Here is a 26,545-nt window from a genome sequence, read left to right as displayed (position 1 = left end):
TCAGCCCGCCACGGGCGACCCCAGCAGCCATAGCAGGAAAGGCGCCAGGATCAGGAACACCACGGTCGAAATCAGTACCGCGCCCGCCGCGGTGTCGCCCATGTCGGTATAGCGGCGCGCGTACATATAGCTGACCACCGCGCAGGGCATGCCCATCTGCAGGGCCACGTTGCCGATCATGTCGGCCGGCAGCCCCACCAGCCATGCCGCCGCCGCGCCCGTGGCCAGGCCCGCCACGAGCCGGATGGCGCCAACGATGCCGCCCAGCTTCAGGCCGGCCGCGGGAATCAGCGCCAGGGCGTGGCCCAGCCCCAGCAGCATCAGCGGCACCGTCATGCTGCCCAGCAGCTGGGCCGACTCCATGATCCACTGCGGCGGCGTGTAGCTGAAGACCCGGCAGGCCACGGCCAGCACCGAGGCGATCAGGATGGGGCTTTTCCAGGCCGCCGGCATGCCGTCCGCGCTGGGCAGCGTGCGCACGCCCACGGTGTGCTGGATGAACGAGCACACGGCGAAGAACGCGATCGAGGTCGACAGTCCGGCGTCGCCGAAAGCCAGGTGCGTGATGGGCAGCCCCAGGTTGCCGGCGTTCGGGAAGGACGTGGTCTGGAGCAGCTTGCGCACCGGCAGCTTGCACAGCTTGAGCGCCAGCGCCGAGACGCCCATGCACAGCCCCAGCGCCAGCACCGTGGCGCCGGCCACCGTGGCCATGATCTCGTTGCTGAGCTGGGTCGTGACCAGGGTGTTGAACACCAGCGCCGGCGTGGTGACGGTAGTGGCCAGCACCGTGACGAACTGGGCGGGGAATGCGTGTCCCAGCTTCCCCCAGGTGGTGCCGACGCCGATGACCACCATGAGCGGGGCCAGCAGGCTGAGGATGGAGAAATAGATGTGGAAGACGCCCATCAGGCGGCTCCTTGCGGGAGCGGGATGGCGGGAAATGACGGCGGGGATCGGTGCATTGCGGCGCGTGGGGGCACGGGGCGGCGGGCAAAGGGTGTAACAGAGCGGAGGCCGGGGCCGGCCGCGGGTCCCCGCAAGGATAGCGCGAAACTCCGGATCCGCACCCGGCGTCAATCGAAGCCGCCGTCGGCCTCGTCGCGAAGGTTGCCTTCGACCAGGAGCAGCACCTTCCAGAACGTCCGGACCTCGTCGACGGTGGCGCCGGTGATCGACTCTTCCAGCATGTCGACCATGCGCGGCAGCAGCTTGTCGACCAGTGCCCGGCCCCGTTCGGTCAATTCGACCTGGTGCTTGCGGCGGTCGTCGGGGTCGCGGGCCCGGGTGACCAGGCCCATTCTTTCCATGTTCTCCAGCGCGGGTACGGCGGTGTTCGAGGCGATGCCCACGCGGCGGCTCAGTTCGAGCTGGGTGAGCTGGCCATGCGTGGCCAGGACGCGCAGGTAATACCAGTGGGCGATGGTGATCTTGTCCTCGTCCAAGATGTCCTGGGCCTTGGCGGTGTACAGGCGGTGCAGTGTGCGGATGACCCAGGCGATCGTGCGGTCGCGCTCATCGAAATGCTCGTGTCCCGGGGGGGCTCTGCGCTTCGTGGATGTCGATCGGGTCCCGGTCTTCTTCGTACTAGCTGGTTTCATGCAAACGGTTTCCTGGCCGGCTGCCGGCGTCTGCCGCAATGATGCCTGCAAACCCGGCGCAATGAAAAACGCCGTTGTCGAAACAGGCGGTATTTTCCCTAGGGGCCTTGTCTTTTGATCCGTGTCGTGAATTAATTCGATCTAGAACGAATTAATTCACGACACGGATCGGAGGCTGTCATGCAGGAACGTTTGCCGTTGTGGGAGGCCGCGCGCCGGGAGATGGAGGAGTACCGCTTTGTTGCGGACGCCAGTGTCCAGCCTCGGTGGGATATTCCCGCCACGATCGCCATCAACACCGCGGTGGCGGCGCGCCTGGACGAGGGGGCGGGCCATTCGTCCATCCAGCACTATGTCGATGCCGCGTCCGACGTCATCGAGGCCGGCGCCTGCGGCGTGCATCTGGACTTTACGTGGGTGGTGGACGAGCGGGGCCGGCGGTTGGATCGGGACATTCCACCGGTCGAAGCCTACTCGCTCGTGCTCGATCCGCTGCGTCGGCGCTTTGGCACCGACTTCGTCCCCAATCTGAACATCCTGAACGGCGAATCCTTCGACGTATGCGTCAGTCCGGCCCGCGCGGGGTTGGCCGAGGTCGCGCCATGCGCCTCGGGACATCCGGATGCCTTCATGATTCCCGCCGTCCAGGCCTTGGAGGAACATGGCGTCAAACCGGAAATCGCCATTCATAGTTCGGGCGAGATCGAGCTGGCCAAGCGCAAGCTGATCGACACGGGCATTCTGAAGAAGCCGTACAACTGGATCGTGCTGTACGGCTTGCCCTTCGACGTGGGCAGGACGCTCATTTCCGGCACCTGGGTAAGCGACGCGCAGGACATGAGCCGACATCTGTTCCTGATGGTTGACCAGATCCGCAAGATCGACCCGGATAGCGTCATCACCGTATGTGCCGCGGGGCGCGCGTCGCTCTACATGACCACGCTGGCCACGATGATGGGACTGCACATCCGTGTCGGCACCGAGGACACGCCGTGGAAACACCCGCATCGCGACGAGCGGCTAAAGAGCAATCTGGAGATGTTCGGCATGGCTCGCGACATCGCGGGACTGCTGGGCCGCACGCCGGCTTCCGCCAACCAATACCGGGCGCTCGTCGGGCTGCCCGCCAAGCCATGAACAGTCGGCGGCCAAGGCGGCCGCCTCCCAGGAGGCATCCCATGAAAACCATGTTGTCCAGCCTGTCCGTCGCCGGCCTGGCGTGCGCGCTGTCGGCGCCGGGCCTCGCACTGTCGCAGGAAGCTTATCCCGCCAAACCCATTCATCTCGTGGTTCCGTTCCCGGCGGGTAGTGGCGGCGACGTGCAGGGACGCCTGCTGGGAACCATGCTACAGAAGGAGCTGGGGCAGACGGTCGTGGTAGAGAACCGGCCGGGCGCGGGCGGCAATATCGGCGCGCAGTACGTGGCGCGTGCGGCAGCCGACGGCTATACCTTGCTGTATGGCACCAACGGCACCCACGCTATCAACAAGTCCCTCTACGGCGCCGCTACGGGCTTTGATCCGGTCAAGGATTTCGCCGCCATCGCGCAATTCACCAAACTGCCCCTGATCGTCGTGGTGCGCTCCGATTTCCCCGCCACCACCATGCCCGAGCTGCTCCGTCTCCTGAAGGACAACCCCGGCAAGTATGTCTACGGCTCGGGCGGCAATGGCACCACGTCGCACTTGGCCGCCGAGATGCTGGCGGCCAAGGCGGGCATCAGGATGGTGCACGTGCCGTACAACGGCAACGCGGCATCGCTCAAGGACCTGATGGGCGGACAAATATCGCTGATGATCGATGTCATGCCCATTCCCCTGCCCATGGTCAGGAACGGCCGGTTGCGCGGCCTGGCCGTCAGCAGTCCGGTGCGTTCGCCCCAGGTACCGGAGCTTCCCACCCTGGCCGAGAGCGGAGTCGCGGACTTCAGCGTCATGGCCTGGGACGGCCTGTGGGCGCCCGCCGGCACCTCGGTCGCCATCGTCGATCGCCTGAACGCAGCGGTGAACCGTGCCCTGGCCACGCCGGAGATTCGGCAGACGCTGAATGAGCGCGCGGTCGAGGCGGCCGGTGGGTCTCCCGCCGAATTCCGCACCCACGTAGAAGCGGAACTGCAAGCCTGGGGAGATGCGGTGCGGCGGTCCAACGCCAGGGTAGATTGAGCCGGGCCGAGACATTCGGTTGCATGAGCAACACACGCACGGAATGCGTGCCCACTAGAATCGATCCATCGGCATACCCGCGAAGAGGCTCACGATGGCGGCAGCGCAAGAGGGCGGCACTCCCCTGAAACGCGTGATGGGGCCCAAGTTGTTGCTACTGTTCATCGTGGGGGACATCCTGGGCACCGGCGTCTATGCCCTGACCGGCCAGGTGGCCGGCGAAGTGGGCGGGGCGGCCTGGGCGCCCTTCCTGGCCGCCTTCCTGATCGCGCTGCTTACCGCCTTCTCGTATCTCGAACTCGTCACGAAGTATCCCCGCGCGGCGGGCGCCGCGCTGTACGTACACAAGGCCTTCGGCCTGCACTTCCTGACCTTCATCATCTGCTTCACCGTGATGTGCTCGGGCCTGACCTCGGCCTCGACCGCTTCGCAGGCCTTCGCCGCCAACCTGTTCGTGTCCCTGGGCATCGACGCCAGTCCCACGCTGACCACGCTGGGCGCGGTGGGTTTCATGCTGCTGGTCATGTGCGTCAACCTGCGCGGCGTGTCCGAAAGCGTCAAGACCAACGTGGTGCTGACCCTGGTCGAACTGAGCGGCCTGCTGCTGGTGATACTGCTGGGTTTCTATGCGATCGCGGGCGGGCAGGCCGACTTCTCGCGCGTGGTGGCCTTCGATACGCCCGAGGACAAGAGTGTCTTCCTGGCCATCACCTCGGCCACCGCGCTGGCCTTCTACGCCATGGTGGGCTTCGAGGACTCGGTCAACATGGCCGAGGAAACCCACGACCCCAACCGCATCTTCCCCAAGGTGCTGCTGACCGGGCTGGGGCTGACGGCCACCATCTACGTGCTGGTGTCCATCTGCGCCGTGGCGCTGATACCCGTGGGCGAACTGGCCTCCAGCTCCACGCCGCTGGTGCTGGTGGTCAAGCGCGCCGCGCCCGGCCTGCCCATGGAAGTGATCATGCCCGTCATCTCCATGTTCGCGGTCGCCAACTCGGCGCTGATCAACATGATGATGGCCAGCCGCCTGTTGTACGGCATGTCGCGCCAGGGCGTGCTGCCTTCCTTTCTTTCGCACGTGCACGCGCGCACGCAGACGCCGTGGACCGCCATCCTGTTCACCACCGTGCTGGCGGTGGGCCTGATCGTGCTGGTGTCCGCGGCCAGCGACTCCGAGGCCATCCGCGCGCTGGGCGGCACCACGGCCCTGCTGCTGCTGGGCGTGTTCGCGTTCGTCAACGTCGCGGTGCTGCTGCTGCGCGGCGACCGCGTCGGGCATCCGCATTTCCGCACCTGGACGCCGCTGGCCGTGCTGGGAGCGGTGGTGTGCCTGTTCATGGTCACGCCCTTCACCGGCCGCGATCCCATCCAGTACGAGGTGGCTGGCTGGCTGCTGGCCCTGGGGGTGGTGATGTGGGGCGTGACCTTCCTGGCGCGGCGACGGGAAGCGGCGCGCCTGGATCCGGAAAGCCTGGGCTGACCGCCTACTGCCCGCCCACCTTCTCGATCAGCGCCGCCAGCCGCTGCATCTCGTCCTGGTCCAGATCCGTCAGCGGCGCGCGCACCGGGCCCGCGTCGCGGCCGACCAGACGGGCGCCGGCCTTGACGATGCTGACCGCGTAGCCGGCGCGGCGGTTGCGGATCTCGAGGTAGGGCAGGAAGAAATCGTCCAGCAGCCGGCCGATGGTCTGCGCGTCGTCCTTCGCTACGGCGTGGTAGAACGCCATCGCGGTCTTGGGAATGAAGTTGAAGACGGCCGACGAATACACGGGCACGCCCAGCGCTTTGTAGGCCGCCGCGTAGACTTCCGCGGTCGGCAGCCCGCCCAGGTAGGCGAAGCGGTCGCCCAGGCCGCGGCGCACGCGCACCATGGCTTCGATGTCGCCCATGCCGTCCTTGAAGCCGATCAGGTTGGGGCAGCGGTCCGCCAGACGCGACAGCGCGGCCGGCCCGAGCCGCGAGTTGGCACGGTTGTAGAAGATCACGCCTATGTCCAGCGACTTGCAGACCTGCTCCACGTGAGCCTCGATGCCGGCTTCGCTGGCCTCGGTCAGGTAGTGGGGCATCAGGAGGACGCCCTTGGCGCCCAGGCGCTGCGCCTCTTGCGCATAGGCGATGGCCGTGCGGGTGGGGCCGCCGGCGCCCGCCAGGATGGGAACGCGCTTCTCGCACACGTCCACCGCCGTCTTCACCACGGCCGAATAGTCGGCCGGCGTCAGCGAAAAGAACTCGCCCGTGCCGCCCGCCGCGAACAGCGCGCTGGCCCCGTAGGGGGCCAGCCATTCCAGCCGGGCGGCGTAGCCCTTGGGCGCGAAATCGCCGTTCCGGTCGAAATCGGTGACGGGAAAAGAGAGCAATCCCTGGGAAATCGTGGCCTTCAGCTCTTGAGGGGTCATGACGGAATCCGGTAGTGAAAGGGGGACAAGTGATATGTCGTCAGTCATCGTACAACTTAAATTGGGAGAAGGCAATGATGCGGCGACGCGGTTTGCCGCCCGCGTGGGACGTTAGATGGTGGCCGCCGCCTCGTCGCCCTGGCCGGCGGCATAGGCCTGCCGCAGCTTTTCCCGGCTCCGGGCCAGATGGGCGCGCATCGCGGCGTGCGCGGCGTCCCCGTCCTGGCGGGCGATGGCTTCGTAGATCGCCAGGTGTTCGCGATGCACGCGCGTCAGGTAGGCCCGCCGGTCGTCGCGCGCCAGTTCGGCGGTATCGACGCGCGTCCGGGGAATGATGGTGGCGCCCATCTGCGCCAGGATCTCGTGGAAGTAGCGGTTGCCGGTGGCGATGGCCACCTGCTGGTGGAAGGCCAGGTCCGCCGTGACGGTGTCGCCGCCCGGCTCGATCTGCGCCTCGAACGCCGCCAGCGTGCGCCGCAGCTCCGCCAGGTCCTGTTCAGTGCGCCGCTGCGCGGCCAGGCGGGCGGCCTCGGTCTCGACCGTGATGCGCAGTTCAAGCACCGCCATCACGTCCAGCACCGTGACCGCATCCTTGGTATCGAGCCGCAGCGGCGCCACCGGCGGTTCCAGCAGGAAGGTGCCGATGCCGTGCCGGGTCTCGACCATGCGCGCCGCCTGCAGGCGCGAGATGGCCTCGCGCACCACCGTGCGGCTGACGCCGTACTCCTGCATGATCTCGGCTTCCGTCGGCAGCTTGTCGCCGGGCTTCCACATCTTGCCGTGGATTTTCTCGGACATGAGCTGCACGAGTTCTTCGGACAGACTTCGTGTGCGGCCTATGGAACGCATGCGCTGTGGATCTTCCCTGCACGGATTGAGGACCGGACGCGGCGGGCGGCCGGCAAGCGTGCATGGTACTACCGGTTTGCTCACCCTTCGGTCAGGTAGACCGACAGATCGGTTTCCGGAGGATTGACGCCGGCATCGAAGAACATCTCACAGACCCAGCCGCGGTGGTACGTCTTGTGGTTGACGATGTGCAGGAACATTCCGCCCCGGGCCATCTCGGCCGCCTGTCCCGATACGAAATTGAACTTCAACCGCTCGCCCAGGCTGTCCGGGGTCTGGCTGGCGGCCCAGTCGATGTACCACTGGTTGACCTTCAACTGCTCCACCACGAGGGTGTCCAGGTCGGGATGCAGCAGATCGCGGCGGGTCGAGAAGCCGTGTTTTTCCCCCAGCAGGTGGGCGCGCCAGATCAGGTCCACCTGGTAGTTGTGGTTCAACGTCCCGATCATCGATCCGAACAGCGTCTGGCGGCGTTGCGTGACCGCGCCTTCGGGCAGTGCCCGCATCGCTTTGAAAAGTACCTGGTCCGCCCAGTTGCCGTAGTTCGCCAGCATGGTGGCCGTTTCTGTCGTGAGCATGTCGCGAGTTCCTTGACGTTCCTGACTGACGGCAGGATATCAAGGTGAAACCGCGAACTAGCCCTATTTCCCCTGGCGATTCGGGCCCATTCTGGCGCGGGCAGTTTGCTAAACTGCCGCGTTTAGCAGCCCAGCGCCCTGCCGCCCTGCTTCCGGCCTATCGGGCGACTGCTCTGCCAAGCTGATATCGGACGCGCTTGACTGCATCGAAATCTTGTTGCGCTGTCGAGGCGTTATGGCGTGGGGTCGCTTTCGAAAGTGTGTCTTGGCGGTGTCGCTGCTCATGGCGATACTGGCGTACCTTGGCGCAGTGCCGGCCATCGCGGCCGATTTCGCCGACATTCGCAGCGCTTGCTGGGCATCCGGCGGATTGTCGGATGACCTCGTCGCGATGGCCAGGTCGGACGAGCGATGGTCCTGTGCCGATCGAGAATTTTCCATCGATGCGGAGCGGGCGCTGCTTCGTTTCGATCTTGGCCCGGACGGCCCCCTTCCCCGGTATTTTCTCTCGCGGCGCAGCGCACTCGAGGCGGTGCATCTGCTTGCGATCGACCAGGACGGCACGGTCCGGCAAAGCACCATTCCCGCCGCCGCCCTGTCCAGTTCGATGGTCGGCGGGTACTTCAAGGCTTCCCTGCCCGAGGTAACGCGCGTGACGAAGCAGATCGTCGTCGCCATTGACCTGCCCAGCCACCGGATGACGCTGGAGAAAGCCTATCTGGCGTCCGAGGATGCCGCGGGCGACGGCGCCGGTGCCTCGCGGCTCCTGGTCATCGTTTCCGCGCTTGCGGGCATGCTCGTCATGCCGCTGATCTTCAATGCGGCGTTCTATCAGGTACTGCGCAAACCGTTCGTGCTCTGGCATTCGGCGCTCACGCTGTCGCTGCTGATGACCCTGCTGGTCTCGTCGAACATCTCGGTCGTGCTGTTCGATCCGCCCGCGATGACGCTGAGCTGGATGACGACGGTGATCTTCGGAGCAACCGTCGCTTCCGGCACGATGTTCACCTACAGCTTCATCGAGTCCGGACTGATGCATCCCGTTCTTCGGCGCATGCTGCCGTATTGCGCGGTGTGGGCAATATTCCTGAGTGCATTGCACGCGGCGTTCCCGTTCGTTGCGCGGCCCGTGCAATCGAGTGCCTACACGGCGGCGTTCGCGCCGATCCTTATCGTTTTCATCCTGTCGATGATCGACGCGCTGCGCCGTGGAAGCCGTGCCGCGAAGTTCCAGACAGTCGGATACACGCCCATGGTGTTCGTCGGGCTGACCCGCCTGGTGACGGGGGTGACGCCCTGGTTCCACAGCGCTGACGCCATGCTCATGTTCTACGCGGGTTGCCTGTGTGAAGTCCTCTTCACGACGCTTGGCGTGGCGGACCGCTTCATGACGATGAAGCGAGAGCGGGATCGTGCGCGCACCGAAGCCTATCTGCTTGAACGGCTTTCCGAAACCGACCCCTTGACGGGATTGTTCAACCGGCGGGCGATCGAAAGACAGTTCGCGCGGCTTCGAGTCGAAGGCTTCGACACGCTGGCCGTCATCGATCTCGATCATTTCAAGGCGATCAATGACTTGAACGGGCATGCGGTCGGAGACGCGGTGCTCAAGGCCGTGGCCAGCGCCATCGAGGCCGGTCCGGACGTTGTGGCCTATCGCCTTGGCGGCGAAGAGTTCGTGCTTTTCCTGCGTGGCGAGGATGCCGGTATCGAGGCCGAGCGGCGGCGACAGGCGATCCCCGCAATCGTTGCCGATAGGGTTCCGGGGCTCGGACGACCCGTTACCGCCAGCATGGGCGTGGCGAGGGCCTTGGACGATGAAGGCTTCGTGAAGCTCTATGAACGGGCCGACAAGCTGCTTTACGAAGCCAAGAGCGCGGGGCGTAATCGAACCCGGACTGCCGTCAGGTCAATAGCCGCGTCCGGAACTCTTCGGGGCGAACGAGCGACGCTTGCATAGCGAAGGCGCCGCGCCTATCGAATGCAGTCCCGCCCGTCGTTCTTCGCCTGGTACAGGGAGCGGTCGGCACGCTCCATCAGGGCCAGGAGGTTGTCGCCCGCACGAGCGACGGCGATCCCGAAGCTCGCGGTGGGGTGGCAGGCGTGCGCGAAGATGCCAGGTGCCGCGGCCTTGAACGCGGACCGGGCGGTATCGGCCATGGCGTGGGCCGCAGCGGCCAGTCCCGGCGGCAGCAGGACCGCGAATTCCTCGCCGCCTATGCGTCCCACGACGGCGTCGCGCGGCGCCTTGTCCTTCAGGATGTCGGAAAAGGCCCGGATGACCTTGTCGCCGTCCAGGTGCCCGAAGCGGTCGTTGATGGCCTTGAAGTGATCCAGGTCGGTCAGGATGAGGGCGGCGGGCGCGCTGCCGGTCTGTCGAGCCAGCAGGGGCATGGCGCGCGATTCGAAGCCGCGGCGGTTGAACAGGCCGGACAGCATGTCGATCTGGGCTTCGGCCTTGAACCGGTCCATCACGTCGACGGCGATGACCGCGAAAATGGCTGCCGCCAGTGTCGAGCAGATCAGCGTGTCGGAGATCGACACCACGATCCAGTAGACGGCTTCGGACTGCGCGGGGCCGATCCAGGAAATCAGGAAGGTCAGGGGCCGTACGGCGAAGCTCAGGAGCGCGATGACGATCTGGGCGAACAGCAGTTGTTCGACCGGTGTCCGCTGGCGGCGCGTGGCCAGGTCGGCCAGCATCACGAAGCAGATCGAGGCCAGCCCCAGGTTGATGATGGCGGCCCGCATCGGCAGGTTGTCCTGTACCAGCAGAAAGAAGCCTCCGCCCACCAGCGATATCGCCGTCATGGCCGTCAGGCTGCCGTAGTGCGGCCGGATCCGCAGCCGCTTGGAAATCGCGATGGACAGCAGCATCGTTGCTATCAGGATCAGCGTATTGGCCGCCATGCGCAGTGCCAGCATGTCCAGCGCGAAGGCGGCATACAGGCTGCCGAAGGACAGGATTCTTACCGCGTACGAGCCTACGAGGATGGCGATATAGCCCAGTTCGCGCTGGTAGTACCAAAGGGCCAGCAAGCTTGCGCCGAAGATCGCCGACATGGAGGTATTCAGCACCCCGATGACGAATTCAACGCTCATGCCGCACCGGTCGGGGTGGGGCGTATCGGATCTCGTCGGGCAGAAGGACAGGCGGTCATAGGGGGATGAGCAACCCGGGCGCATGTTTGAGCGACCGTGATTGTAGGGGCCATCGAGGAGGATGGTCGATACGGAATGGTCGATTGTTGATGGACCCGGCGTGGCCGTGCCTATCGTTCCCTCAATGGCCGTCGGAACTGCACCGCCTCGGCCATGTGCGGGCTGCCGATCTCGGCCGCGCCCGCCAGGTCTGCCACCGTCCGCGCCACCTTCAATACCCGGTGCGCCGTGCGCGCCGACCACGCGAACTGCTTCATGGCCTGTTTCCACAAGGCTCGGGCGGCGGCATCGGGACGGCAGTAGGCGTCGACCTGCCCCGGTGCGAGGGCCGCGTTGGCGCAGCCCTGCCGGCGATGCTGCAGGTCCAGGGCGGTCTCGACTCGCTGGCGCACGGCGGCGGTGGGTTCGCCGGGAGGCAGGTCGGCCCAGTCGTCGCCGGCGGCGGGGACCTCGACCTGGAGATCGATGCGATCGAGCAGCGGGCCGGACAGCCGTGCCCGGTAGGCGGCCACCTGGTCGGGCGTGCAGGCGCAGGCCTTCACGTTGCTGCCGTGCCAGCCGCACCGGCAGGGGTTCATCGCGGCCACCAGCTGGAAGCGCGCCGGATAGTCGGTGCGGTGCTGGGCGCGTGCGATGGAGACGCGGCCGGTTTCCAGCGGTTCGCGCAGGGTATCGAGCACGTGCCGGCCGAACTCGGGCAGTTCGTCCAGGAACAGCACGCCCAGGTGGGCGAAGGTGATTTCCCCGGGCCGGGGCCGAGTGCCTCCGCCCACCAGCGCGGCACCCGATACCGAATGGTGCGGCGCGCGGAACGGCCGCAGGCCGAAGGGGGGCGCGGGGCCGGGCGCAAGACTGGCGATGGCGGCGGCTTCCAGCGCGTCGTCATGCCGCAGCGGAGGGAGCAGGCCGGGCAGGCGCTGCGCGAGCATGCTCTTGCCCGAACCCGGCGGCCCCAGCATCAGCAGGTTGTGGCCGCCGGCCGCCGCGACCTCCAGGGCCCGGCGTGCGCCGTACTGGCCCTTGACGTCGGACAGGCAGGGCGGCAGGCCGGCGGCGGCATCGGCGTGGCCGGCCGTGGCGGTCAGCACCTGTTTTTCCTCCAGGTGCGCCACGACATCGCGCAGCGTGGCGGCGCCGTAGACCCGCAGTCCCGGCACCCGCGCCGCCTGTCCGGCGCTGCCGGCGGGCAGCAGCAGTTCGGCGCCCGGCTGGCGCCGCGACAACGACAGGGCAATGGCCAGGGCACCCGCGACGGGCACCAGCGCGCCGGTCAGCGACAGTTCGCCGGCCAGCACCAGCCGGGCCAGCGGCGGGACGGCGTCCCGCGCGCGAACGCGGCCGGCCAGCGAGGGCATGGCGATCTGCCCGGATGCCAGCAGCACGCCCACCGCGATGGGCAGGTCGAAGCGCCCGGATTCCTTGGGCAGGTCGGCGGGCGCCAGGTTGACGGTCAGCCGGCCCGCCGGGAAGTCGAAGCCGGAACTGAGCAGCGCGGCACGCACGCGCTCGCGGCTTTCGCGCACCTCGGTATCGGCCAGGCCGACCATGGTGAAGGAAGGCAGGCCCGGCGCCAGGTGGACCTCGACGCGCACCGGCGGCGCGTCGATGCCGGTCAGGGCGCAGCTGGCAAGGACGGCAAGAGTCATGGCGGCAGGGGGAAAGGAAAGCCGCAGTATCCGTCCAAACGCGGCGCGCCCGGCGGCCGGGCGGGACAAAGGTGTCCCAGCGAAGCCACCCGCCATGACCGCGTATGATTCCCACCATGAAACCACTCGATCTGACCCAGAGCGGCAGCGCGTTGCTGGACGGTCCGGCGGGAGACCTGGAGGTCGTGTTCGACCTGCCCGGCGGCGCCGTGACCGGTCTCGCGGTTGTCACTCATCCTCATCCGCTGCAGGGCGGGAACGCCCGGCACAAGATTCCCCAGTTCCTGGCGCGGGCGCTGTGCGACGCGGGCTGGCTGGTCGCCCGGCCCAATTTCCGTGGCGTGGGACACAGTACCGGTCCGCATGGCGAAGGCGAGGGCGAGACCGACGACGTGCTGGCGCTATGCCACGCGCTGCGCGACGCTCGTCCCGGCACGCGGCTGGCGCTGGTCGGGTTTTCCTTCGGCGCGTTCGTGCAGGCCCGGGTGGCGCGGGCCTTGGCCGATCGCGGCGATCCGGCCTGGCGCGTGTGCCTGGCCGGGATGCCGGCTGGCGACATCCCGGGAAGGCGCCGCTACGATCCGCCCGCGGACGTTCCGGATGCGATGGTGGTCCACGGCGAACTGGACGACCGTGTTCCTTTGCCGCTGGTATTCGACTGGGCGCGGCCTCGCATGCAGCCGGTGGTCGTGGTGCCGGGCGCCGACCATTTCTTCTCGGGGCGGCTGCCGGTGCTGCGTTCGCTGGTGATGGCGCACCTGGCTGGCTGAGCGGTCAGGTGCGGCGCTGCGTGATGGCCACCCCCGCGATGCAGAGGAACATGCCGCCCACCAGCGTGACGGTCAGCGGTTCGTCCAGGAAGAGGGTGGCGGTGATGACGGCGAATGCCGTCTGCAGCAGGCCATACGGCGCGACCCGCGCCATCGAATAGCGGCCGATCAGCCAGAACCAGAGTCCGAAGCCGGCGATGCCTCCCAGGAGCACGGTGTAGGCCAGCGCCAGCCAGGCCGAGCCGGGGGCGGATCGCAGCGCGTCGATCTGGCCGGTTTCCATCGCCAGCGACATGACGAAAATCTGCGGCAGTGCGAGGGTGGACATCCAGGCGACCAGCATGAACGGATCGAAGGGGCCGTAGCGCTTCGTCAGCACGCCGCCCATGGCCAGGCCGAAGGCCGCGCCGACGAACATGAGCGTGGGCAGCAGCGCGACCTGCGCGCCGGGATCGACGGTGGCCAGGGCCACGCCCCCGAACGCGATGGCCACGCCCAGCAGGACGCGCAGCGGCGGACGTTCGCCCAGCAGCGGCCAGGCCAGCAGCACCGTGAACGGCGTCGCCAGCTGGATGGCCACGCCGGCCAGGCTGGCCTGACCTTGCCCCAGTCCCATGAAGATCAGCGAGAAGTTCAGGCCGCCCATGAAGATGGAGATCAGGATGACAGGCCACACCTGGTCGCGCCGTGGCCGGGGCACGAAGGGAAGCAGGATAGCCGAGAGGATGGCGAAGCGCAGCGACACGAAGAACAGCGGCGGGAACGCCGCGAGGCCGATCTTGATGACGACGAGTTGGGCGCCCCAGATCAGCGGGGCGAGGATGGCGCAGGCAATGGCAACGGGAGGCATGGACGGAATCTACTGGGCGAGGTAGCCGCCGTCCACCGGAAGGATGTGCCCCGTGATCATCGAGGCGGCGGGGCTGGCCAGGAACAGCATGGCCTCGGCCACGTCCTCGGGTTCGGCCAGCCTTCCCAGCGGAGTCAGGGCATCGATGCGCGTACGGACGTCGGCCGAGAGTTCGCCGATGAACGAGGTGCGGGTCCAGGTCGGCGCCACGGCGTTGACCCGAATCCGGCGCGGCGCCCACTCGATCGCCAGCGACCGCGTCATGTTGACCACCGCGCCCTTGGCGGTATGGTAGGCCGCGTTGGGATACAGGCTTCCGCCGGACAGCCCCATGATGGATGCGGTGTTGACGATGCAGCCACCCGCCGCGCCCATGTTGCGCACCGCTTCCCGCGCGCACAGGAAGGCGCCGGTCACGTTGACGTCCAGGACCTGCCTCCACATCTCCAGCTCCAGTTCCAGGGCGCCCTTGCGGATCGAGATGCCGGCGTTGTTGATCAGGATGCCGATGGGGCCGTGATGCGCGCGGATGGAAGCGAACACGGGGCCGATACCGCCCGCATCCTGGACATCCAGTTCCCGGGCGTCGCCGTCGCCCAGCGCCTGCGCGGCGGCCCGGGCGGCGGGGCCGTCGCGGTCGACGATCACCACTCGGGCTCCCGCTTCGCGCAGCAGTCCGGCGCATGCGAGGCCGATGCCGTGGGCGCCGCCGGTCACGACGGCAAGCTGGCCTTGCACCCGGTATCGATCCATCGTTCCCGGCCTTGGCTTCGATTGCATGAAAAGCTTCCTCTTCTGGTTGCGCGTGGCGGTCAGTCGTCCAGCCGCAGGCCGGCCTGCTTGATGACGGCGCCCCAGGCGTCCGTGTCGCGCTGGATGCGGGCGGCGAACTGCCCGGGATCGAGGTCCGGGTTCTCGTAGCCCAGCAGCCGGTAGCGTTCGACGATCTGCGGCGACTTCAGGACGGCGGCGACGTCGTCGCTGATGCGCTGCTTGATCGCCTCGGGCGTGCCGGGCGGCGCGAACAGGCCGACCCAGGCCTGCACGTCGTACCCCTTCGTGTCCGGGCTTTCGTCCACCGAAGGCACCTGCGGATGGATGGGCGAGCGCGTGGGCGCGGCGATCGCGAGATAGCGCAGCTTGCCCGCCTTCTCCAACGGTCCAGCGCTGGCGTCGCTGCCCAGCGTCCATCCGACTTCCCCGGCGGCGACGGCGGCCATCAACTGGCCCATGTCCTTGAACGGCACGTGCAGCATCTCGATGCCTTTCAGCGATTGCAGCCGCAGTCCGCCCAGGTGTCCGGGACTGCCCACGAACCACGATCCATAGGTCACCCGGCCGGGTTGCTCCCTGGCGGCCCGGATGATGTCCCCCAGCGTCTTGTAGGGGCTGTTCGCGCCGACCACGACGAAGAACGCGGTATTCAGGATCGGCCGTATCGGTTCGAAGTCCTTTCGCGGGTCGTAGGGCAGCTTGCGGAAGGTGTGCGGATGCGTCGCGATGTGGCTGCTGTCCGGCGCGATCAGTTCGTAGCCGTCGGGCTTGGCCTGCTTGAACAGGCCGGTGGCGACGAAGCCGTTGCCGCCCGGGCGGTTGTCGACGAGCACGGGTTGTCCCCATTTCTTGCCGAGCTGCTCGGCGATGGCTCGCAGCGCGACGTCGGGGCCGCTGCCCACGGAAGAGGGGGTGAGGATGCGGACGGGCTTCGTGGGAAAGGACTGCGCGTTCGCCGCCGTGGCGGCCATGGAAAGAATGCCGGCCAGGACGGCCAGTCGTATGTGCAGGTTCATGGTATTGCCTCCCTTGGCGCTGCTACTCTAGGGGACGGGTACTCATTTGAGAAATTAAAAGATAAGATTTGTGATATCGAATCCGCTGATGACTGAACATGCGCCCGACGGCCCGGCCCCTGACCAGGCAGATCGACCTCAACCTGCTTGAGCTGTTCGATACCATCTACCAGACGCGCAACCTGACCGTCTGCGGGCAACGTCTGGGCCTGTCGCAGCCGGCGGTCAGCTACGGGCTGGCCAAGCTGCGCGAGACCTACGGCGATCCGCTGTTCGTGCGCATGCAGCGGGGCGTCGTACCGACGCCCTTTGCCGAACAGCTGGCGATACCCGTCGCGTCCGCATTGCAAACCGTGCGGACCACCATAGAACGAACGGAGTTCAAGCCCCAGGATGCCCACCGCTCGTTCCGCATCGCCATGAGCGATGCCGGCGAGCGCTACTTCCTGCCCAAGCTGCTGGCCTACCTGGGCGAGCACGCGCCCGGCATCACGGTGGAAAGCCTCTCGGCGGACTTGCGGGAGTTGGGCGAGGGCCTGGCCTCGGGCGACATCGACATGGCCATGGGTTTCATTCCCGGCCTGGGCAAGCAGATACACCAGCAGACACTGTTTCCCGAGCACTTCGTCTATGTGCGGCGCAAAGACCGCGCCACGCAGGGAAAGCCCCTGACGCTGGGCCAGCTGCGCAACTCGCGCCACATCCTTGCCGCCCCGCCGGCGACGCATCACCTGGCGGCGGTCGAGGGCGTGCTGCTCAGCCGCGCGGTGCGCGCCGAGATCGCGCTGCGCGTGCGCAGCTTCCTGTCGGTGCTTCCCATCGTGGCCGACACCAACCTGATCGCGCCCGTGCCCAGCAACTTCGGCCGGCTGGCCGTGCGGGAATCCAACCTCGAAATCTGCGAATCCCCGGTGAAGTTTCCGGTGTTCGACCTGAACATGTACTGGCACCACCGCTATCACGCGGATCCCGCGCTGACCTGGCTGCGCGAGAGCCTGGTCGAACTGTTTGAAAACAAGGAAGGCAAGCGCGGCCGGAAAGGCACGGGCTAGCGTCGCGTCGCCCTGCCGAACAGGGATACGATGCCGTTCCTCAGCCAGCGGTGGCCCGGGTCGTTGTTCCAGCGCTTGTGCCAGAACTGCCGGATCGCCAGCGGCTCCAGCTTGAAGGGCAGCGGCAGGGCCGCCAGCCGGTTGGGCCCGGCCAGTTCCGCCGCCACCGAGGTCGACACCACCGCCAGGAAAGGGCTGTCGCGCAGGATCATGGGCACCGACAGATAGTGCTGGACCTCGGCCACGACCTTGCGCCGGCCGGCATGCTCGCCCAGGGCCTTGACGACGAACCGGTCGCCCATCGCCGGCGCGCGGATCACCACGTGCGGCAGCGACAGGAAGGCCTCCAGCGTCAGCCGCTTGCGCGCGACCGGGTTGCCGGCGCAGGCCAGGCAGACCAGGGTCTCGTCCTTGAGCCGCTGCTGCACGAAGTCCCGTTCGCCCAGCGGCAGCATGCCCAGGGCCAGGTCGGCGCCGCCGGTCTCGAGTTCGGCGCCGTACCGGTCGCGCGGCGCCTGCCGGCAGCTCAGGCGCACGCCAGGGGCATGTTCGTGCACCCAGGCCGTCAGCCGCGGCATGAACATCAGTTCGCCCACGTCCGTCATCAACAGCCGGAACTCCCGCATGGTCGTCCGCGCATCGAAGCCGCGCGATTCCTCCAGCGCATCGCGGATCAATCCCAGCGCGTTGCCTACCGGCGTGGCCAGCGCGATGGCCAGGCTGGTCGGCTCCATGCCCTGGCGCGTGCGCACGAACAACTGGTCGTTCAACTGCTGGCGCAGGCGATTGACGGCCGCGCTGGTGGCCGATTGGGTCAGGCCCAGCCGCGATCCGGCCAGGGTGATGCTGCGTTCCTGCATCACGGCCATGAAGACCCGCAGCAGGTTCAAGTCCAGCCGGCCCGCCAGAACATCTACATCATCAATAGTGGCCATGATGAGAATTTGTTTGAGCAATTCTGGCCGTATCAATAGCATGTTTTCTCACCCGATAGAAGCCGACAAGAAGGGGTTGGAGACATGTGGAGACGAAGCATGGTGTATGCGGCGTGCGCGGCCGCCTGTTCGAGCGCGCTGTCCGGCCCGGTGCGCGCCGACGAATTTCCGTCGCGGCCGGTATCGATCTACGTGGCCAATGCGCCGGGCAGCCAGGCCGACCTGCTGGGCCGGATCCTGGCGCAGGGCATGGCCGCGCGCCTGGGGCAAAGCGTCATCGTCGAGAACCGGGTGGGCGCCAGCGGATTCATCGCGGCGCGGGCCACGGCACAGGCAGCGGCCGACGGCTATACGGTCATGCTGGGCAGCTCGGGCGTGATGGCCATCAACCCGCACGTGTATGCCAGCGTTCCCTACGATGCCAGGAAGGATTTCGCGGCAGTGGCCTACGTGGCGTCCTCGCCCAGCGTCTTCCTGGTGTCGGCCGAGACCCCGGCCGGCAACCTGCGCGACTTCACCGCGGCCGCGGCGGAGACCGGGCGGCCGATCAACTTCGGGTCGCTGGGAACGGGGGCGACGACCAACATCGTGTCGCAGCTCTTCGGGCACGCGGCCTCGCTGCCGGTAACCGAGATCGCCTACAAGAGCGAGCCCGCCATCGTCAACGACCTGGTCGCCGGCCGTCTCGATTTCTCGATCTTGCCCATCGCGTCGACCATTACCTATATCCGCTCGGGCAAGCTCAAGGCACTGGCTGTGACGGCGAAGAAGCGGACGGACTTCCTGGCCGAGCTGCCCACCACCATCGAAGCGGGCTACGCGCCGGTGCAGATGACGCAATGGTTCGGCCTGTTCGCGCCGGCCGCCACGCCCGGGCCGGCGGTGGACAAGCTGGCCGCCGCGGCCCAGGCCACGCTGGCCGATCCCGACACCCGGCGGCGCATCGCCCAGCTGGGGGTCGAGCCCGGCGGGCTGGACCGGACGGCCTTCCTGCGCTTCTTCACCTCGCAGTACGAGGAATACGGGACGATCGTCAGGCAATTGGGCATCAAGGTCGATTGACACGGAGCCGTGCATGTTCTTGCGCAATACCTGGTACATGGCGGGATGGTCGAGCGAGATCGAGGGCCGCATGCTGGCCCGGCGCATCGCCGATACGCCGCTGGTGTTCTATCGAAGGCAGGACGGCCGCCCGGCCGCCCTGCATGACCGGTGCCCCCATCGCTTCGCGCCATTGAGCCGGGGCCGTGTGGACGGCGACGTCGTCGAATGCGGCTATCACGGACTGCGGTTCGACGGTGGCGGCAAATGCGTGGGCAATCCGCACGGCGACGGCAGGATTCCCCAGGCGGCCGAGGTGCGGGCCTTTCCCGCCGTCGAGAAATACACGCTGCTATGGGTGTGGCTGGGCGAGCCGTCGCTGGCCGACCCGTCCATCATTCCGGACTTCTCCTTCCTGGACGATCCGGCGCGGCGCCGGGTGGACGGCTACCTGCACGTGCAGGCCAACTACCTCCTGGAGACCGACAACCTGCTCGACCTGAGCCACACCCAGTTCGTGCATGCCAACTTCCATTCCAGCGAGGCCATTCTGAAGGGCCGGCACGAGGTCCGGCAGGACGGGCGCACCGTGCACAGCAACCTGTGGTGCCCCGACGGCGAGGCCTCGCCCATGTTCGCCAAGCGCCTGCCCGGCTACGATGGCCGCTCGCCGGTGGACCAATGGCTGGACATGCGCTGGGACCCGCCCTGCCTGCTGCGCCTGGACACGGGCGTCACGCCCGCCGGGCGGCCCAGGGACGAAGGAGGGCAGAGCTTCACCGCCCACATCGTGACGCCGGAGACCGAAACGTCCACGCACTACTTCTTTGCCCACAGTCGCAACTTCCGCGTGGCCGACGAAGAGATGGACCAGGCCATCGCGCACTGGCAGCAGGTGGGCTTCGGCGAGCAGGACAAGCCCATGCTGGAGGCGGTCCAGCAGGCCATGGGCACGGCCGACCTGATGAGCCTGAAGCCCATCCTGCTGCCCATCGACACGGCGGCGGTGCGGGCCAGGCGGGTGGTCAGGCAGTTGCTGGAGGAGGAGGCGGGCGGCGCCCGCTAGGGGAAGGAAGGGCGCGGACTTGTGCTAACTTTCCCGCTCCGCCGCCCCTTTCCCCGCTTATGAACATACGCACGCAAAGCCTCGGTTTCGTCGTCGGCACGCTGAACCGGCGCATCGTCTGGCGCCTGGCGCAATTGACCGGCCCGCACGGGGTGATGCCCGGGCAGTTCCCGGTGCTGCGCTGCCTGCGCGACGTGCAGGTCTCGACGCAGATGGAACTGGCGCGCATGGTCGGCGTCGAGCAGCCCTCCATGGCTGCCACGCTGACCCGCATGGAGAAGAACGGCCTGATCGCGCGCGTATCGGACGAGCAGGACGCGCGCCGCCGGCTGGTGTCGTTGACGGAGCGGGGCAAGGAAATGCTGACCCTGATGACCGACTCGGCGATGGAGGTCTACAAGGATGCGTGCGAGGACCTGACGCCGGACGAGGTGGCGGAGTTCCTGCGGATAGGCGCGAAGATGATCGAGAACCTGGAAGAGGAAAAGTAGGGCGGCCGGCGCCGCCCCTCGCAAGCGCAGCGCGTTATTGCAGCTTGATTCCCGCCTCGCTCACCACCCGTTTCCACTTCGCCGATTCTTCCTGCAGGAAGCGCTGCAGTTCCGCCGGCGTGCTGCCTGCCACTTCCAGGCCCTGCGTCTGCGCGCGGGCACGCAGCTCGGGCAGCGCCAGCGCGGTCTTCATCTCCGCGCTGAGTTTTTCCACGATGGCCTGGGGCGTGCCCTTGGGCGCGAAGATGCCTACCCAGGTGTCGGCCGCGAAGCCGGGCACGCCGGCCTCGGCCACTGTGGGGACATCCGGCAGCGCGGGCGAGCGCCTGGTGCCGGTGGTGGCCAGTGCCTTCAGCTTGCCCGAGGCGATCAGCGGGATGGAGGCGGTCAGGTCCATGAAGCCCAGCGGCACGCGCCCGCCGATGATGTCCTGCAGGGCCTCGGGCGTGCCCTTGTACGGCACGTTGCGCATGTCCAGGCCGGCGGCCTGGCGGAACAGTTCGGCCGCCAGGTGGTGGCTGGTGCCCACGCCGTTGGTGGCGTAGGTCAGCATGCCGGGCCTGGCCTTGGCCTGTTCGATCAGTTGTTTGATGCTGCCGATGCCGGCCTGCGGATCGGCCACGACGACGACCGGCGCGCGCGCCACCATCGAGACGGCCACGAAGTCCTTGGCGGGATCGTAGTCCAGCGTGTAGAGATTGGGATTGATGGCCATGGCGCCGGTCACGCCCACCAGCAGGTTGTAGCCGTCCGCCGGCGCCTTGGCGATGTAGCGGGTGGCGACGTTGCCGGCCGCGCCGGGCCGGTTCTCGATCAGGAAGGGCTGGTGCAACTGGGCCTGGAGCCGTTCGGCCATGCTGCGCGTGATGGTGTCGGCCGAGCCGCCGGGCGGGAAGGGCAGCGCCAGCTTGACCGGCCGCTCGGGGTAGCCGGCCGCGGTGTCGGCCACGGCGGCGGGGGCGAGCAGGATGCCCGCCAGGGCAAGCCAGGGCGCGAGGGTGCGCGATAGCGTGTAAGCCATGTATCTGTCTCCTCCTTGTTGGCCGATCAGGCGGCGTCTTTGAAGTGCGGGATGATTTCCTGCGCGATGGCCTGCATGTTGGCGCGGACCATGCTATCGGGCATGGTGCCGAACTGGGTCTTGGTCAGCGTGGTGCCGAAGCCCGCCAGCTCTTCGTACTCGGCCAGTTTCTCGCGCACGGTGGCAGGGCTGCCGATGATGACCAGCCCGGATTTCACCAGGTCTTCCACCGACTGAGGCTTGGCGCCGACCGCGCGCGTGGACTTGATGCGCTTCATCGCCTCGATGTTGGTGTAGCCCGGCGGCAGCAGCATCTCCATGGGCATCTTCAAGAGGCGGGTCATCAGGGCCTCCAGGTGCGGCCTGGCCTCGGCCATGGCGCGCTCGTCGGTCTCGGCCACGTAGATGCAGTTGGACCAGGCAAGCTGGTCGCGGCCCGCTTCGTAGCCGGCCTTGCGCGCTTCCTCGCGGTACATGTCGAAGAATTTCTTCACCGTGGCGATGGGGCTCAGGGTCTGGCAGTAGGTGTAGCGCAGCCCCGCCGCCCAGCGGATGGTGCTGCTGGAGCCCTGCGAAGGCACCCAGATGGGCGGGTGCGGGTCCTGGTAGGGCCGGGGCCAGGGATTCACGTACTGGAACTGGTAGTGCTTGCCGGTGTACGAGAAGGGGCCGGGCTGGGTCCACGCGCGGACGATCAGGTCGTGGGCCTCGGCGAAGCGCGCCTGCGATTCGGCCGGATTGATGCCCATGGCGTGGTATTCGGCGCCGATGCCGCGCACGAAGCCGGCGATGAAGCGGCCGCGCGTCAGGTTGTCCAGCATGGCGAATTCTTCGGCCACCATCAGCGGATTGTTCAAGAGCGGCAGCGCGCGGCCCAGCACGGCGATGCGCGCGCGCTTGACGCTGCGCGCCAGGGCGCCGGCCAGCACGCCGGGAATGGGCATCAGGCCGTAGGCCGTCTGGTGGTGCTCGTTCAGGCAGACGCCGTCGAAGCCCAGCTGGTCGGCGTACTCCATCTGGTCCAGGTATTCGTGGTACAGCTCGGCGCCCAGCTGGGGATCGTAGTGGCGATTGGAGAAGGTCACCCACGCCGAACCGTTCTTCTGGATCGCTTCCAGGTCCGCATGGCGATAGGGCATCAGGTGGAAATTGAAGAACTTCATGCGGGGCTCCCGGTCGAGGCGGTGAATCGTGTCAGCGCGGCCACGGTCTCGGCCGTGCGCTCCAGGTGGGGCGCGTGGCCGCAGTCACCCATCTCGGCCAGCGTGGCGCGGGCGATGCGGTCGCGCCACGCGCGGCCATACTCGGCGGGCAGGATGCGGTCGTTGGCGCCCCACACCACCAGCGTGGGCACGGCGATGCGGTGCAGCCACTTGGCCAGGTCGGGATCGTGGCCGCGCGGCTGCCAGGTCAGGCGCGCGGTGACTTCCTTGTTGCGCACGGCCACGTCCAGCTCTTCCTCGGTAAGCGCGCGTTCCAGCACGCGCGCGGCCCGGGCGGGGTCGTGGTAGGTGTCGCGCACGAGATCATCGTCGGTGCGCAGGAAGACGTCGGTGGTGGGCACGTCGGGTACGTGGATGCCCTGGGCCGAGATCAGGGTGAGCGAGGCCAGCGCGTGGCTGTTACGCACCGCCAGCTCGGCCGCGATCCAGCCGCCCAGGTCGTAGCCCACCAGGTGCACGCCGCGCAGCTTCTGCTGGTCCAGGTAGTCCAGGTAGAAATTGGCCAGGTCGCGGACGTTGTCCAGCCAGGCGGGTACGGCGCTGCCCCCGTAGCCGGGGTGCTCGGGGGCGTGGCAGTCGTAATGTTCGGCCAGCGCCGGCAGCCAGGCCTGCGATTCGGCCAGCCCGCCGGGGCCGTGCAGGAACAAGAGCGGCTGGCCTTGGCCGGCGCGCGCGACGCTCAGCGCGGTATCGCGTATGCGCAGGGTGGACGCATCCATGGCGGTCATGATGTCTCCTAGGTGGAAAAGGGGCGCCGCATCAGGCGGCGGCGCGCATGGCGGCGCCGGCCTGGGGTTCGCGCATGCGGTGGGCGAAGTCGGACACCTCGCGGCCCAGCGTGCGCAGTTGTTCGTCCACGCGCGCGTCGATGCAGCGGCCGTCGGGCGCGAACGCCGGCTCGGTGCCGCCTATGCACACGCCCAGGGGCGTGGGCCAGCCGCGCAGCGCATGCACGATGTCGCGCAGCGCCCCCAGCGTGGTCACCGCGGCCTGCCAGCCGGCGGCGTTGGCGATGCAGCCCACCGCCCGGCCGCTCAGGTAGGGCCGGGCGTCGGTGCGCAGGTCCTCGGTGTAGTCCAGCGCGTTCTTGACCAGGCCCGACAGGCTGCCGTGGTAGCCGGGCGAGGCGATGATGACGCCGTCGGCCCGGCGCAGCTCGGCCACCAGGCGCAGCGCCGCCGGGGTTCGTCCCGGTTCGTGGGGAGCGTACATGGGCAGGACCAGGTCGTCGCCGGCCAACAGGACGACCTGCGCGCCGGTGGCGGCCACGGCGTCCAGCGCGTGTCGCAACGCACGCTCGGTGGACGAGTCGGGGCGCGTGGTGCCGCCCAGTGCCACCACGCGGGGCGGGGAGGTGTTCATGCCTGTCTCCGTTAATACATAGCTAGCTATGTATTAGGCGCGCATGTGGCCGGAATGTCAAGGGCCTGTTATTCCATGCCCTTGCTCCAGGACTTGGGCGTCCTGGCCCACTCCTTCAGGAATTCCAGGAAGACCTGGACCCGCATCGGCAGGTTTTTGCGCGACGAATAGATGGCGTAGACGTCCAGCCCCGAGGGCACGTAGTCCGGCAGCACGACCTGCAGTTCGCCGCGCTCGATCTCGTCGGCGATCATGTAATAAGGGTGCATGGAGATGCCCATGCCGGCCAGCGCGGCTTCCTTCAGGGCATCGCCGAAGTCCGAGCGCAGCGGCCCCTGGACGCGGACGGACACCGGCCCCTCGGGACCGGTGAAGTTCCACGTGGCGGTGGGCGACTTGTTCCAGTTGACCAGGCACTTGCAGTGCTGGAGATCGCGGGGATGGGTGACGGGCGGGACCTTGGCCAGGTAGGCCGGCGAGGCGACCAGCGCCTGGCGCGCTTCTGCCAGCGGGATGGCGATGAAGCTCGCGTCCTTGAGCACGGGAACGATGATGATGCCGACGTCCAGGCCTTGCTCGACGAAGGTTTCCTGTTTGCGCACCGTCAGCAGGCTGAGCGCGATCTGGACGTCGGGATAGCGCTCGTGGAATTCGCCGATCACCGGCAAGAGGCGCTGCGTGCCGAAGGCGGGCGGCACGCCCACCCGCACCACGCCGGCCACGTCGCGCGACAGGTCGTGCACGGATTCGCGCAGGTCGTCGTAGCGCTGCAGCAGCTCGGTACCGTTCTCCAGCACTTGCAGGCCGGCCGGCGTCAGCCCCAGTTGCTTGGTCGTGCGGTTCAGCAGCTTGACGCCCAGGGAACGCTCCAGCCAGGCCACCTGCTTGGTGCAGGTGGCGCGCGATACGCCGAAGTGTTGCGCGGCGCCGGCGAAGCTGTTGCGCCGGGCCACCTCCAGGAACATGCGCAGGCAACTGAGCTGGTCCACGTGCTTGTCCTTGCCGGTTTCTTCTTAGGAAATTTCAAATTTAGCACCGCCGCCTTGTTGAGCTGGCGGGGCGAACGAATAATGCCCTCATCCATTGTTTCGCATTCGATACGAAAATCCGGAGACTTCCCATGACTCGATCCTCATCGTCCCCCGCCCGCCGCCGGCTGACCGCGCTGGCGCTCGTGCTCGCCGCCGCCGGTTCCTGGGCCGCCGCGCCGGCCGGCGCGCAGGGCTTCCCGTCGCATCCGCTGCGCCTGGTCGTGGCCTACGCGCCGGGCGGCGCGACGGACATCGTCGGACGGATGTTCGCCCAGGAGATGTCCGAAAGCCTGGGGCAGACCGTGGTGCTGGAGAACCGCGCGGGCGGGGGCACCCTGGTGGGGACCGAGTCCGTCAGGCGTTCGCCGGCCGATGGCTATACGCTGCTGTTCGGTACCAACGCCTTCGTGATCACGCCGCTGCTGCACGACGCCAAGACCTACGATCCCGTGGCCGATTTCCAGCCCATCGGCCATGCCACCGTGCAGTCGCTGGGCATCCTGGTGACGCCCGGGCTGAAGATCCGCACGGTCAAGGATTTCATCGCCTACGCCAAGGCCAACCCGGGCAAGGTGAACTTCGCCTCGTCGGGCAACGGTTCGGCGCAACACCTGGCGGGCGAGGCCTTCGCCAAGGCGGCCGGCGTCAAGATGGTGCACGTTCCCTACAAGGGAACGGGGCCGGCCATGGCGGACCTGCTGTCCGGACGCGTGGACGTCATGTTCAGCTCGCTGGTGGGGAACATGGAACACGTGGCCGACGGCCGCCTGGTGCTGATCGCGACCACCGGCGCCAAGCGTTCGCCCGCCACGCCCGACGTGCCCACGGTCGACGAGAGCGGCGTCAAGGGCTTCCAGGCCGAGACCTGGCAGGCCGTGCTGGCGCCGGCCGGCACGCCCGCGCCGGTGGTCGACCGGCTGAATGCCGCGCTGGCCAAGGCCGGCAAGTCGCCGAAGATCGTCGAGACGCTGGCGGCGCAGGGCATGGAGGTGAAGACCACTACGCCGGCCGAGCTGCGCGACCTGCTGGTGCGCGACACCACCCAGTACAAATCCCTGCTGCAACAGGCCAAGAACACGCTGCAGTAATCAGCCCCCGAATCGGCGCTGGCCCTGCTTCTCTTCCACCAGCCAGCGCCCGTCCGGTGCGCGGGACAGACGCTCGCGGTGCAGGGAAATGGACAGGGGCGGCGGCAGCGGAACCGGTCCGGCATGCGGGGCCGTCGCATCGACGCGATAGACCAGCGTCATGTACCGCGCCGTGGCCCGGTCCGGACCATCCAGGTCGATCACGAGGTTCTGCACCAGGTGGGCCGTGGTGCGTCCGGCGGGCCGGTCGGCCAGCGCCGCTCGCACCTCGGCCGGGCCTTGCAGCATTCGGCCCTGGCGATGCCAGACGCCTTGTCCGGCCATGCAGCCGGCGACCGCGTCGAAGTCGCCGCCATCCAGCGCCAGGTAGAAGCCATGGATGGCCTGTTGGCAGCCGGTCACGGCGGCCCAGCGTTCCAGGTCGGTCATGG

At 67.7% G+C, this 26,545-nt stretch carries 27 protein-coding genes; 10 read left to right on the top strand and 17 right to left on the bottom strand.

The genetic code is table 11. The features are described from left to right. Complete coding sequence (locus N5K27_RS23755) at positions 1-906, bottom strand: AEC family transporter (RefSeq protein ID WP_087836610.1); 906 nt, start codon at positions 904-906, stop codon at positions 1-3. 167 nt (positions 907-1,073) lie between these two features. Then, complete coding sequence (locus N5K27_RS23750; protein WP_087836609.1) at positions 1,074-1,598, bottom strand: MarR family winged helix-turn-helix transcriptional regulator; 525 nt, start codon at positions 1,596-1,598, stop codon at positions 1,074-1,076. Positions 1,599-1,778: 180 nt separating this feature from the next. On the opposite strand from N5K27_RS23750, the gene N5K27_RS23745 reads away from it, so the two are divergent. From N5K27_RS23745 to N5K27_RS23735, 3 genes are all read left to right on the top strand, one after another. Then, a complete protein-coding gene (locus N5K27_RS23745) occupies positions 1,779-2,735 on the top strand; it encodes a 3-keto-5-aminohexanoate cleavage protein (protein WP_087836608.1) in 957 nt (318 codons plus the stop codon). A 41-nt stretch (positions 2,736-2,776) separates the two neighbouring features. Then, positions 2,777-3,760 carry a tripartite tricarboxylate transporter substrate binding protein gene (locus N5K27_RS23740; protein ID WP_243724690.1) on the top strand — a complete coding sequence of 328 codons (984 nt, stop codon included), beginning with the start codon at positions 2,777-2,779 and terminating at the stop codon, positions 3,758-3,760. A 94-nt stretch (positions 3,761-3,854) separates the two neighbouring features. Continuing rightward, positions 3,855-5,243, top strand: a complete 1,389-nt coding sequence (locus N5K27_RS23735; protein WP_087836607.1) for an APC family permease — start codon at positions 3,855-3,857, stop codon at positions 5,241-5,243. A 4-nt stretch (positions 5,244-5,247) separates the two neighbouring features. Here N5K27_RS23735 and kdgD read toward each other — a convergent pair whose 3' ends face one another. From kdgD to N5K27_RS23720, 3 genes are all read right to left on the bottom strand, one after another. Continuing rightward, on the bottom strand, positions 5,248-6,159 hold the full coding sequence (kdgD, locus tag N5K27_RS23730) for a 5-dehydro-4-deoxyglucarate dehydratase (RefSeq protein WP_279819492.1): 912 nt from the start codon (positions 6,157-6,159) through the stop codon (positions 5,248-5,250). A 111-nt stretch (positions 6,160-6,270) separates the two neighbouring features. Next, entirely contained in the window at positions 6,271-7,008 is a 738-nt protein-coding gene (locus tag N5K27_RS23725) for a FadR/GntR family transcriptional regulator (RefSeq protein WP_087836605.1), read from the bottom strand. Positions 7,009-7,088: 80 nt separating this feature from the next. Beyond that, positions 7,089-7,586: a DinB family protein gene (locus N5K27_RS23720; protein ID WP_087836604.1), complete on the bottom strand. Its 498-nt coding sequence runs from the start codon at positions 7,584-7,586 to the stop codon at positions 7,089-7,091. A 271-nt stretch (positions 7,587-7,857) separates the two neighbouring features. On the opposite strand from N5K27_RS23720, the gene N5K27_RS23715 reads away from it, so the two are divergent. Continuing rightward, entirely contained in the window at positions 7,858-9,546 is a 1,689-nt protein-coding gene (locus tag N5K27_RS23715; protein ID WP_243724699.1) for a GGDEF domain-containing protein, read from the top strand. A 14-nt stretch (positions 9,547-9,560) separates the two neighbouring features. Here the strand turns inward: N5K27_RS23715 and N5K27_RS23710 are convergent, their stop codons facing one another. Then, on the bottom strand, positions 9,561-10,688 hold the full coding sequence (locus tag N5K27_RS23710) for a GGDEF domain-containing protein (protein WP_165963357.1): 1,128 nt from the start codon (positions 10,686-10,688) through the stop codon (positions 9,561-9,563). A 170-nt stretch (positions 10,689-10,858) separates the two neighbouring features. After that, the gene (locus N5K27_RS23705) at positions 10,859-12,394 is read right to left on the bottom strand and encodes a YifB family Mg chelatase-like AAA ATPase (RefSeq protein WP_132980665.1); all 1,536 of its coding nucleotides are present in this window, start codon (positions 12,392-12,394) and stop codon (positions 10,859-10,861) included. 116 nt (positions 12,395-12,510) lie between these two features. On the opposite strand from N5K27_RS23705, the gene N5K27_RS23700 reads away from it, so the two are divergent. Further along, positions 12,511-13,164, top strand: a complete 654-nt coding sequence (locus tag N5K27_RS23700; RefSeq protein WP_243724692.1) for an alpha/beta fold hydrolase — start codon at positions 12,511-12,513, stop codon at positions 13,162-13,164. Positions 13,165-13,168: 4 nt separating this feature from the next. Here N5K27_RS23700 and N5K27_RS23695 read toward each other — a convergent pair whose 3' ends face one another. Genes N5K27_RS23695 through N5K27_RS23685 form a run of 3 tightly spaced genes read right to left on the bottom strand, consistent with a single transcriptional unit; the run spans position 13,169 to position 15,804 of the window. Beyond that, entirely contained in the window at positions 13,169-14,014 is an 846-nt protein-coding gene (locus N5K27_RS23695) for an EamA family transporter (protein WP_087836600.1), read from the bottom strand. Between the two features lie 9 nt (positions 14,015-14,023). Continuing rightward, positions 14,024-14,794, bottom strand: a complete 771-nt coding sequence (locus N5K27_RS23690; protein WP_243724693.1) for an SDR family oxidoreductase — start codon at positions 14,792-14,794, stop codon at positions 14,024-14,026. 32 nt (positions 14,795-14,826) lie between these two features. Then, on the bottom strand, positions 14,827-15,804 hold the full coding sequence (locus tag N5K27_RS23685) for a tripartite tricarboxylate transporter substrate binding protein (RefSeq protein ID WP_132980666.1): 978 nt from the start codon (positions 15,802-15,804) through the stop codon (positions 14,827-14,829). 98 nt (positions 15,805-15,902) lie between these two features. On the opposite strand from N5K27_RS23685, the gene N5K27_RS23680 reads away from it, so the two are divergent. Next, complete coding sequence (locus N5K27_RS23680) at positions 15,903-16,856, top strand: LysR family transcriptional regulator (RefSeq protein ID WP_279819476.1); 954 nt, start codon at positions 15,903-15,905, stop codon at positions 16,854-16,856. Here the strand turns inward: N5K27_RS23680 and N5K27_RS23675 are convergent. Beyond that, on the bottom strand, positions 16,853-17,791 hold the full coding sequence (locus N5K27_RS23675; RefSeq protein WP_165963358.1) for a LysR family transcriptional regulator: 939 nt from the start codon (positions 17,789-17,791) through the stop codon (positions 16,853-16,855). The genes N5K27_RS23680 and N5K27_RS23675 overlap by 4 nt on opposite strands. 84 nt (positions 17,792-17,875) lie before the next feature. Between N5K27_RS23675 and N5K27_RS23670 the strand changes: the two genes are divergently transcribed. The 3 genes from N5K27_RS23670 to N5K27_RS23660 are packed head-to-tail and all read left to right on the top strand — an operon-like array spanning position 17,876 to position 20,389. After that, positions 17,876-18,853 (top strand): tripartite tricarboxylate transporter substrate binding protein, encoded by a 978-nt coding sequence (locus tag N5K27_RS23670; RefSeq protein ID WP_087836595.1) that lies wholly within the window; start codon positions 17,876-17,878, stop codon positions 18,851-18,853. Positions 18,854-18,866: 13 nt separating this feature from the next. Further along, entirely contained in the window at positions 18,867-19,898 is a 1,032-nt protein-coding gene (locus tag N5K27_RS23665; RefSeq protein ID WP_132980668.1) for an aromatic ring-hydroxylating dioxygenase subunit alpha, read from the top strand. A 59-nt stretch (positions 19,899-19,957) separates the two neighbouring features. Continuing rightward, positions 19,958-20,389, top strand: a complete 432-nt coding sequence (locus N5K27_RS23660) for a MarR family transcriptional regulator (RefSeq protein ID WP_132980669.1) — start codon at positions 19,958-19,960, stop codon at positions 20,387-20,389. Between the two features lie 34 nt (positions 20,390-20,423). Here N5K27_RS23660 and N5K27_RS23655 read toward each other — a convergent pair whose 3' ends face one another. The 5 genes from N5K27_RS23655 to N5K27_RS23635 all read right to left on the bottom strand — a co-directional run bounded on the left by N5K27_RS23655 (position 20,424) and on the right by N5K27_RS23635 (position 24,984). Further along, positions 20,424-21,410 carry a tripartite tricarboxylate transporter substrate binding protein gene (locus tag N5K27_RS23655; RefSeq protein ID WP_087836594.1) on the bottom strand — a complete coding sequence of 329 codons (987 nt, stop codon included), beginning with the start codon at positions 21,408-21,410 and terminating at the stop codon, positions 20,424-20,426. 26 nt (positions 21,411-21,436) lie between these two features. Then, positions 21,437-22,573 (bottom strand): LLM class flavin-dependent oxidoreductase, encoded by a 1,137-nt coding sequence (locus N5K27_RS23650; RefSeq protein ID WP_279819462.1) that lies wholly within the window; start codon positions 22,571-22,573, stop codon positions 21,437-21,439. Next, the gene (locus tag N5K27_RS23645) at positions 22,570-23,361 is read right to left on the bottom strand and encodes an alpha/beta hydrolase (RefSeq protein ID WP_207958700.1); all 792 of its coding nucleotides are present in this window, start codon (positions 23,359-23,361) and stop codon (positions 22,570-22,572) included. Before N5K27_RS23645 ends, N5K27_RS23650 begins: the two co-directional genes overlap by 4 nt. 31 nt (positions 23,362-23,392) lie before the next feature. After that, positions 23,393-23,995, bottom strand: a complete 603-nt coding sequence (locus tag N5K27_RS23640) for an NAD(P)H-dependent oxidoreductase (RefSeq protein WP_176400618.1) — start codon at positions 23,993-23,995, stop codon at positions 23,393-23,395. A 68-nt stretch (positions 23,996-24,063) separates the two neighbouring features. Continuing rightward, positions 24,064-24,984 (bottom strand): LysR family transcriptional regulator, encoded by a 921-nt coding sequence (locus N5K27_RS23635; RefSeq protein WP_132980670.1) that lies wholly within the window; start codon positions 24,982-24,984, stop codon positions 24,064-24,066. 131 nt (positions 24,985-25,115) lie between these two features. Between N5K27_RS23635 and N5K27_RS23630 the strand changes: the two genes are divergently transcribed. Continuing rightward, positions 25,116-26,114: a tripartite tricarboxylate transporter substrate binding protein gene (locus tag N5K27_RS23630; RefSeq protein ID WP_279819456.1), complete on the top strand. Its 999-nt coding sequence runs from the start codon at positions 25,116-25,118 to the stop codon at positions 26,112-26,114. Here N5K27_RS23630 and N5K27_RS23625 read toward each other — a convergent pair whose 3' ends face one another. Continuing rightward, complete coding sequence (locus tag N5K27_RS23625) at positions 26,115-26,543, bottom strand: nuclear transport factor 2 family protein (protein WP_165963360.1); 429 nt, start codon at positions 26,541-26,543, stop codon at positions 26,115-26,117. Between the last annotated feature and the right edge of the window lie 2 nt (positions 26,544-26,545).

Origin of the sequence: Pigmentiphaga sp. GD03639, from assembly GCF_029845405.1 — a bacterium.
GTDB classification, from domain to species: Bacteria; Pseudomonadota; Gammaproteobacteria; order Burkholderiales; family Burkholderiaceae_B; genus Pigmentiphaga; species Pigmentiphaga daeguensis.
The sequence above is the reverse complement of the archived record's forward strand: the minus strand, read 5'-3'. Positions and strand labels throughout refer to the sequence as shown.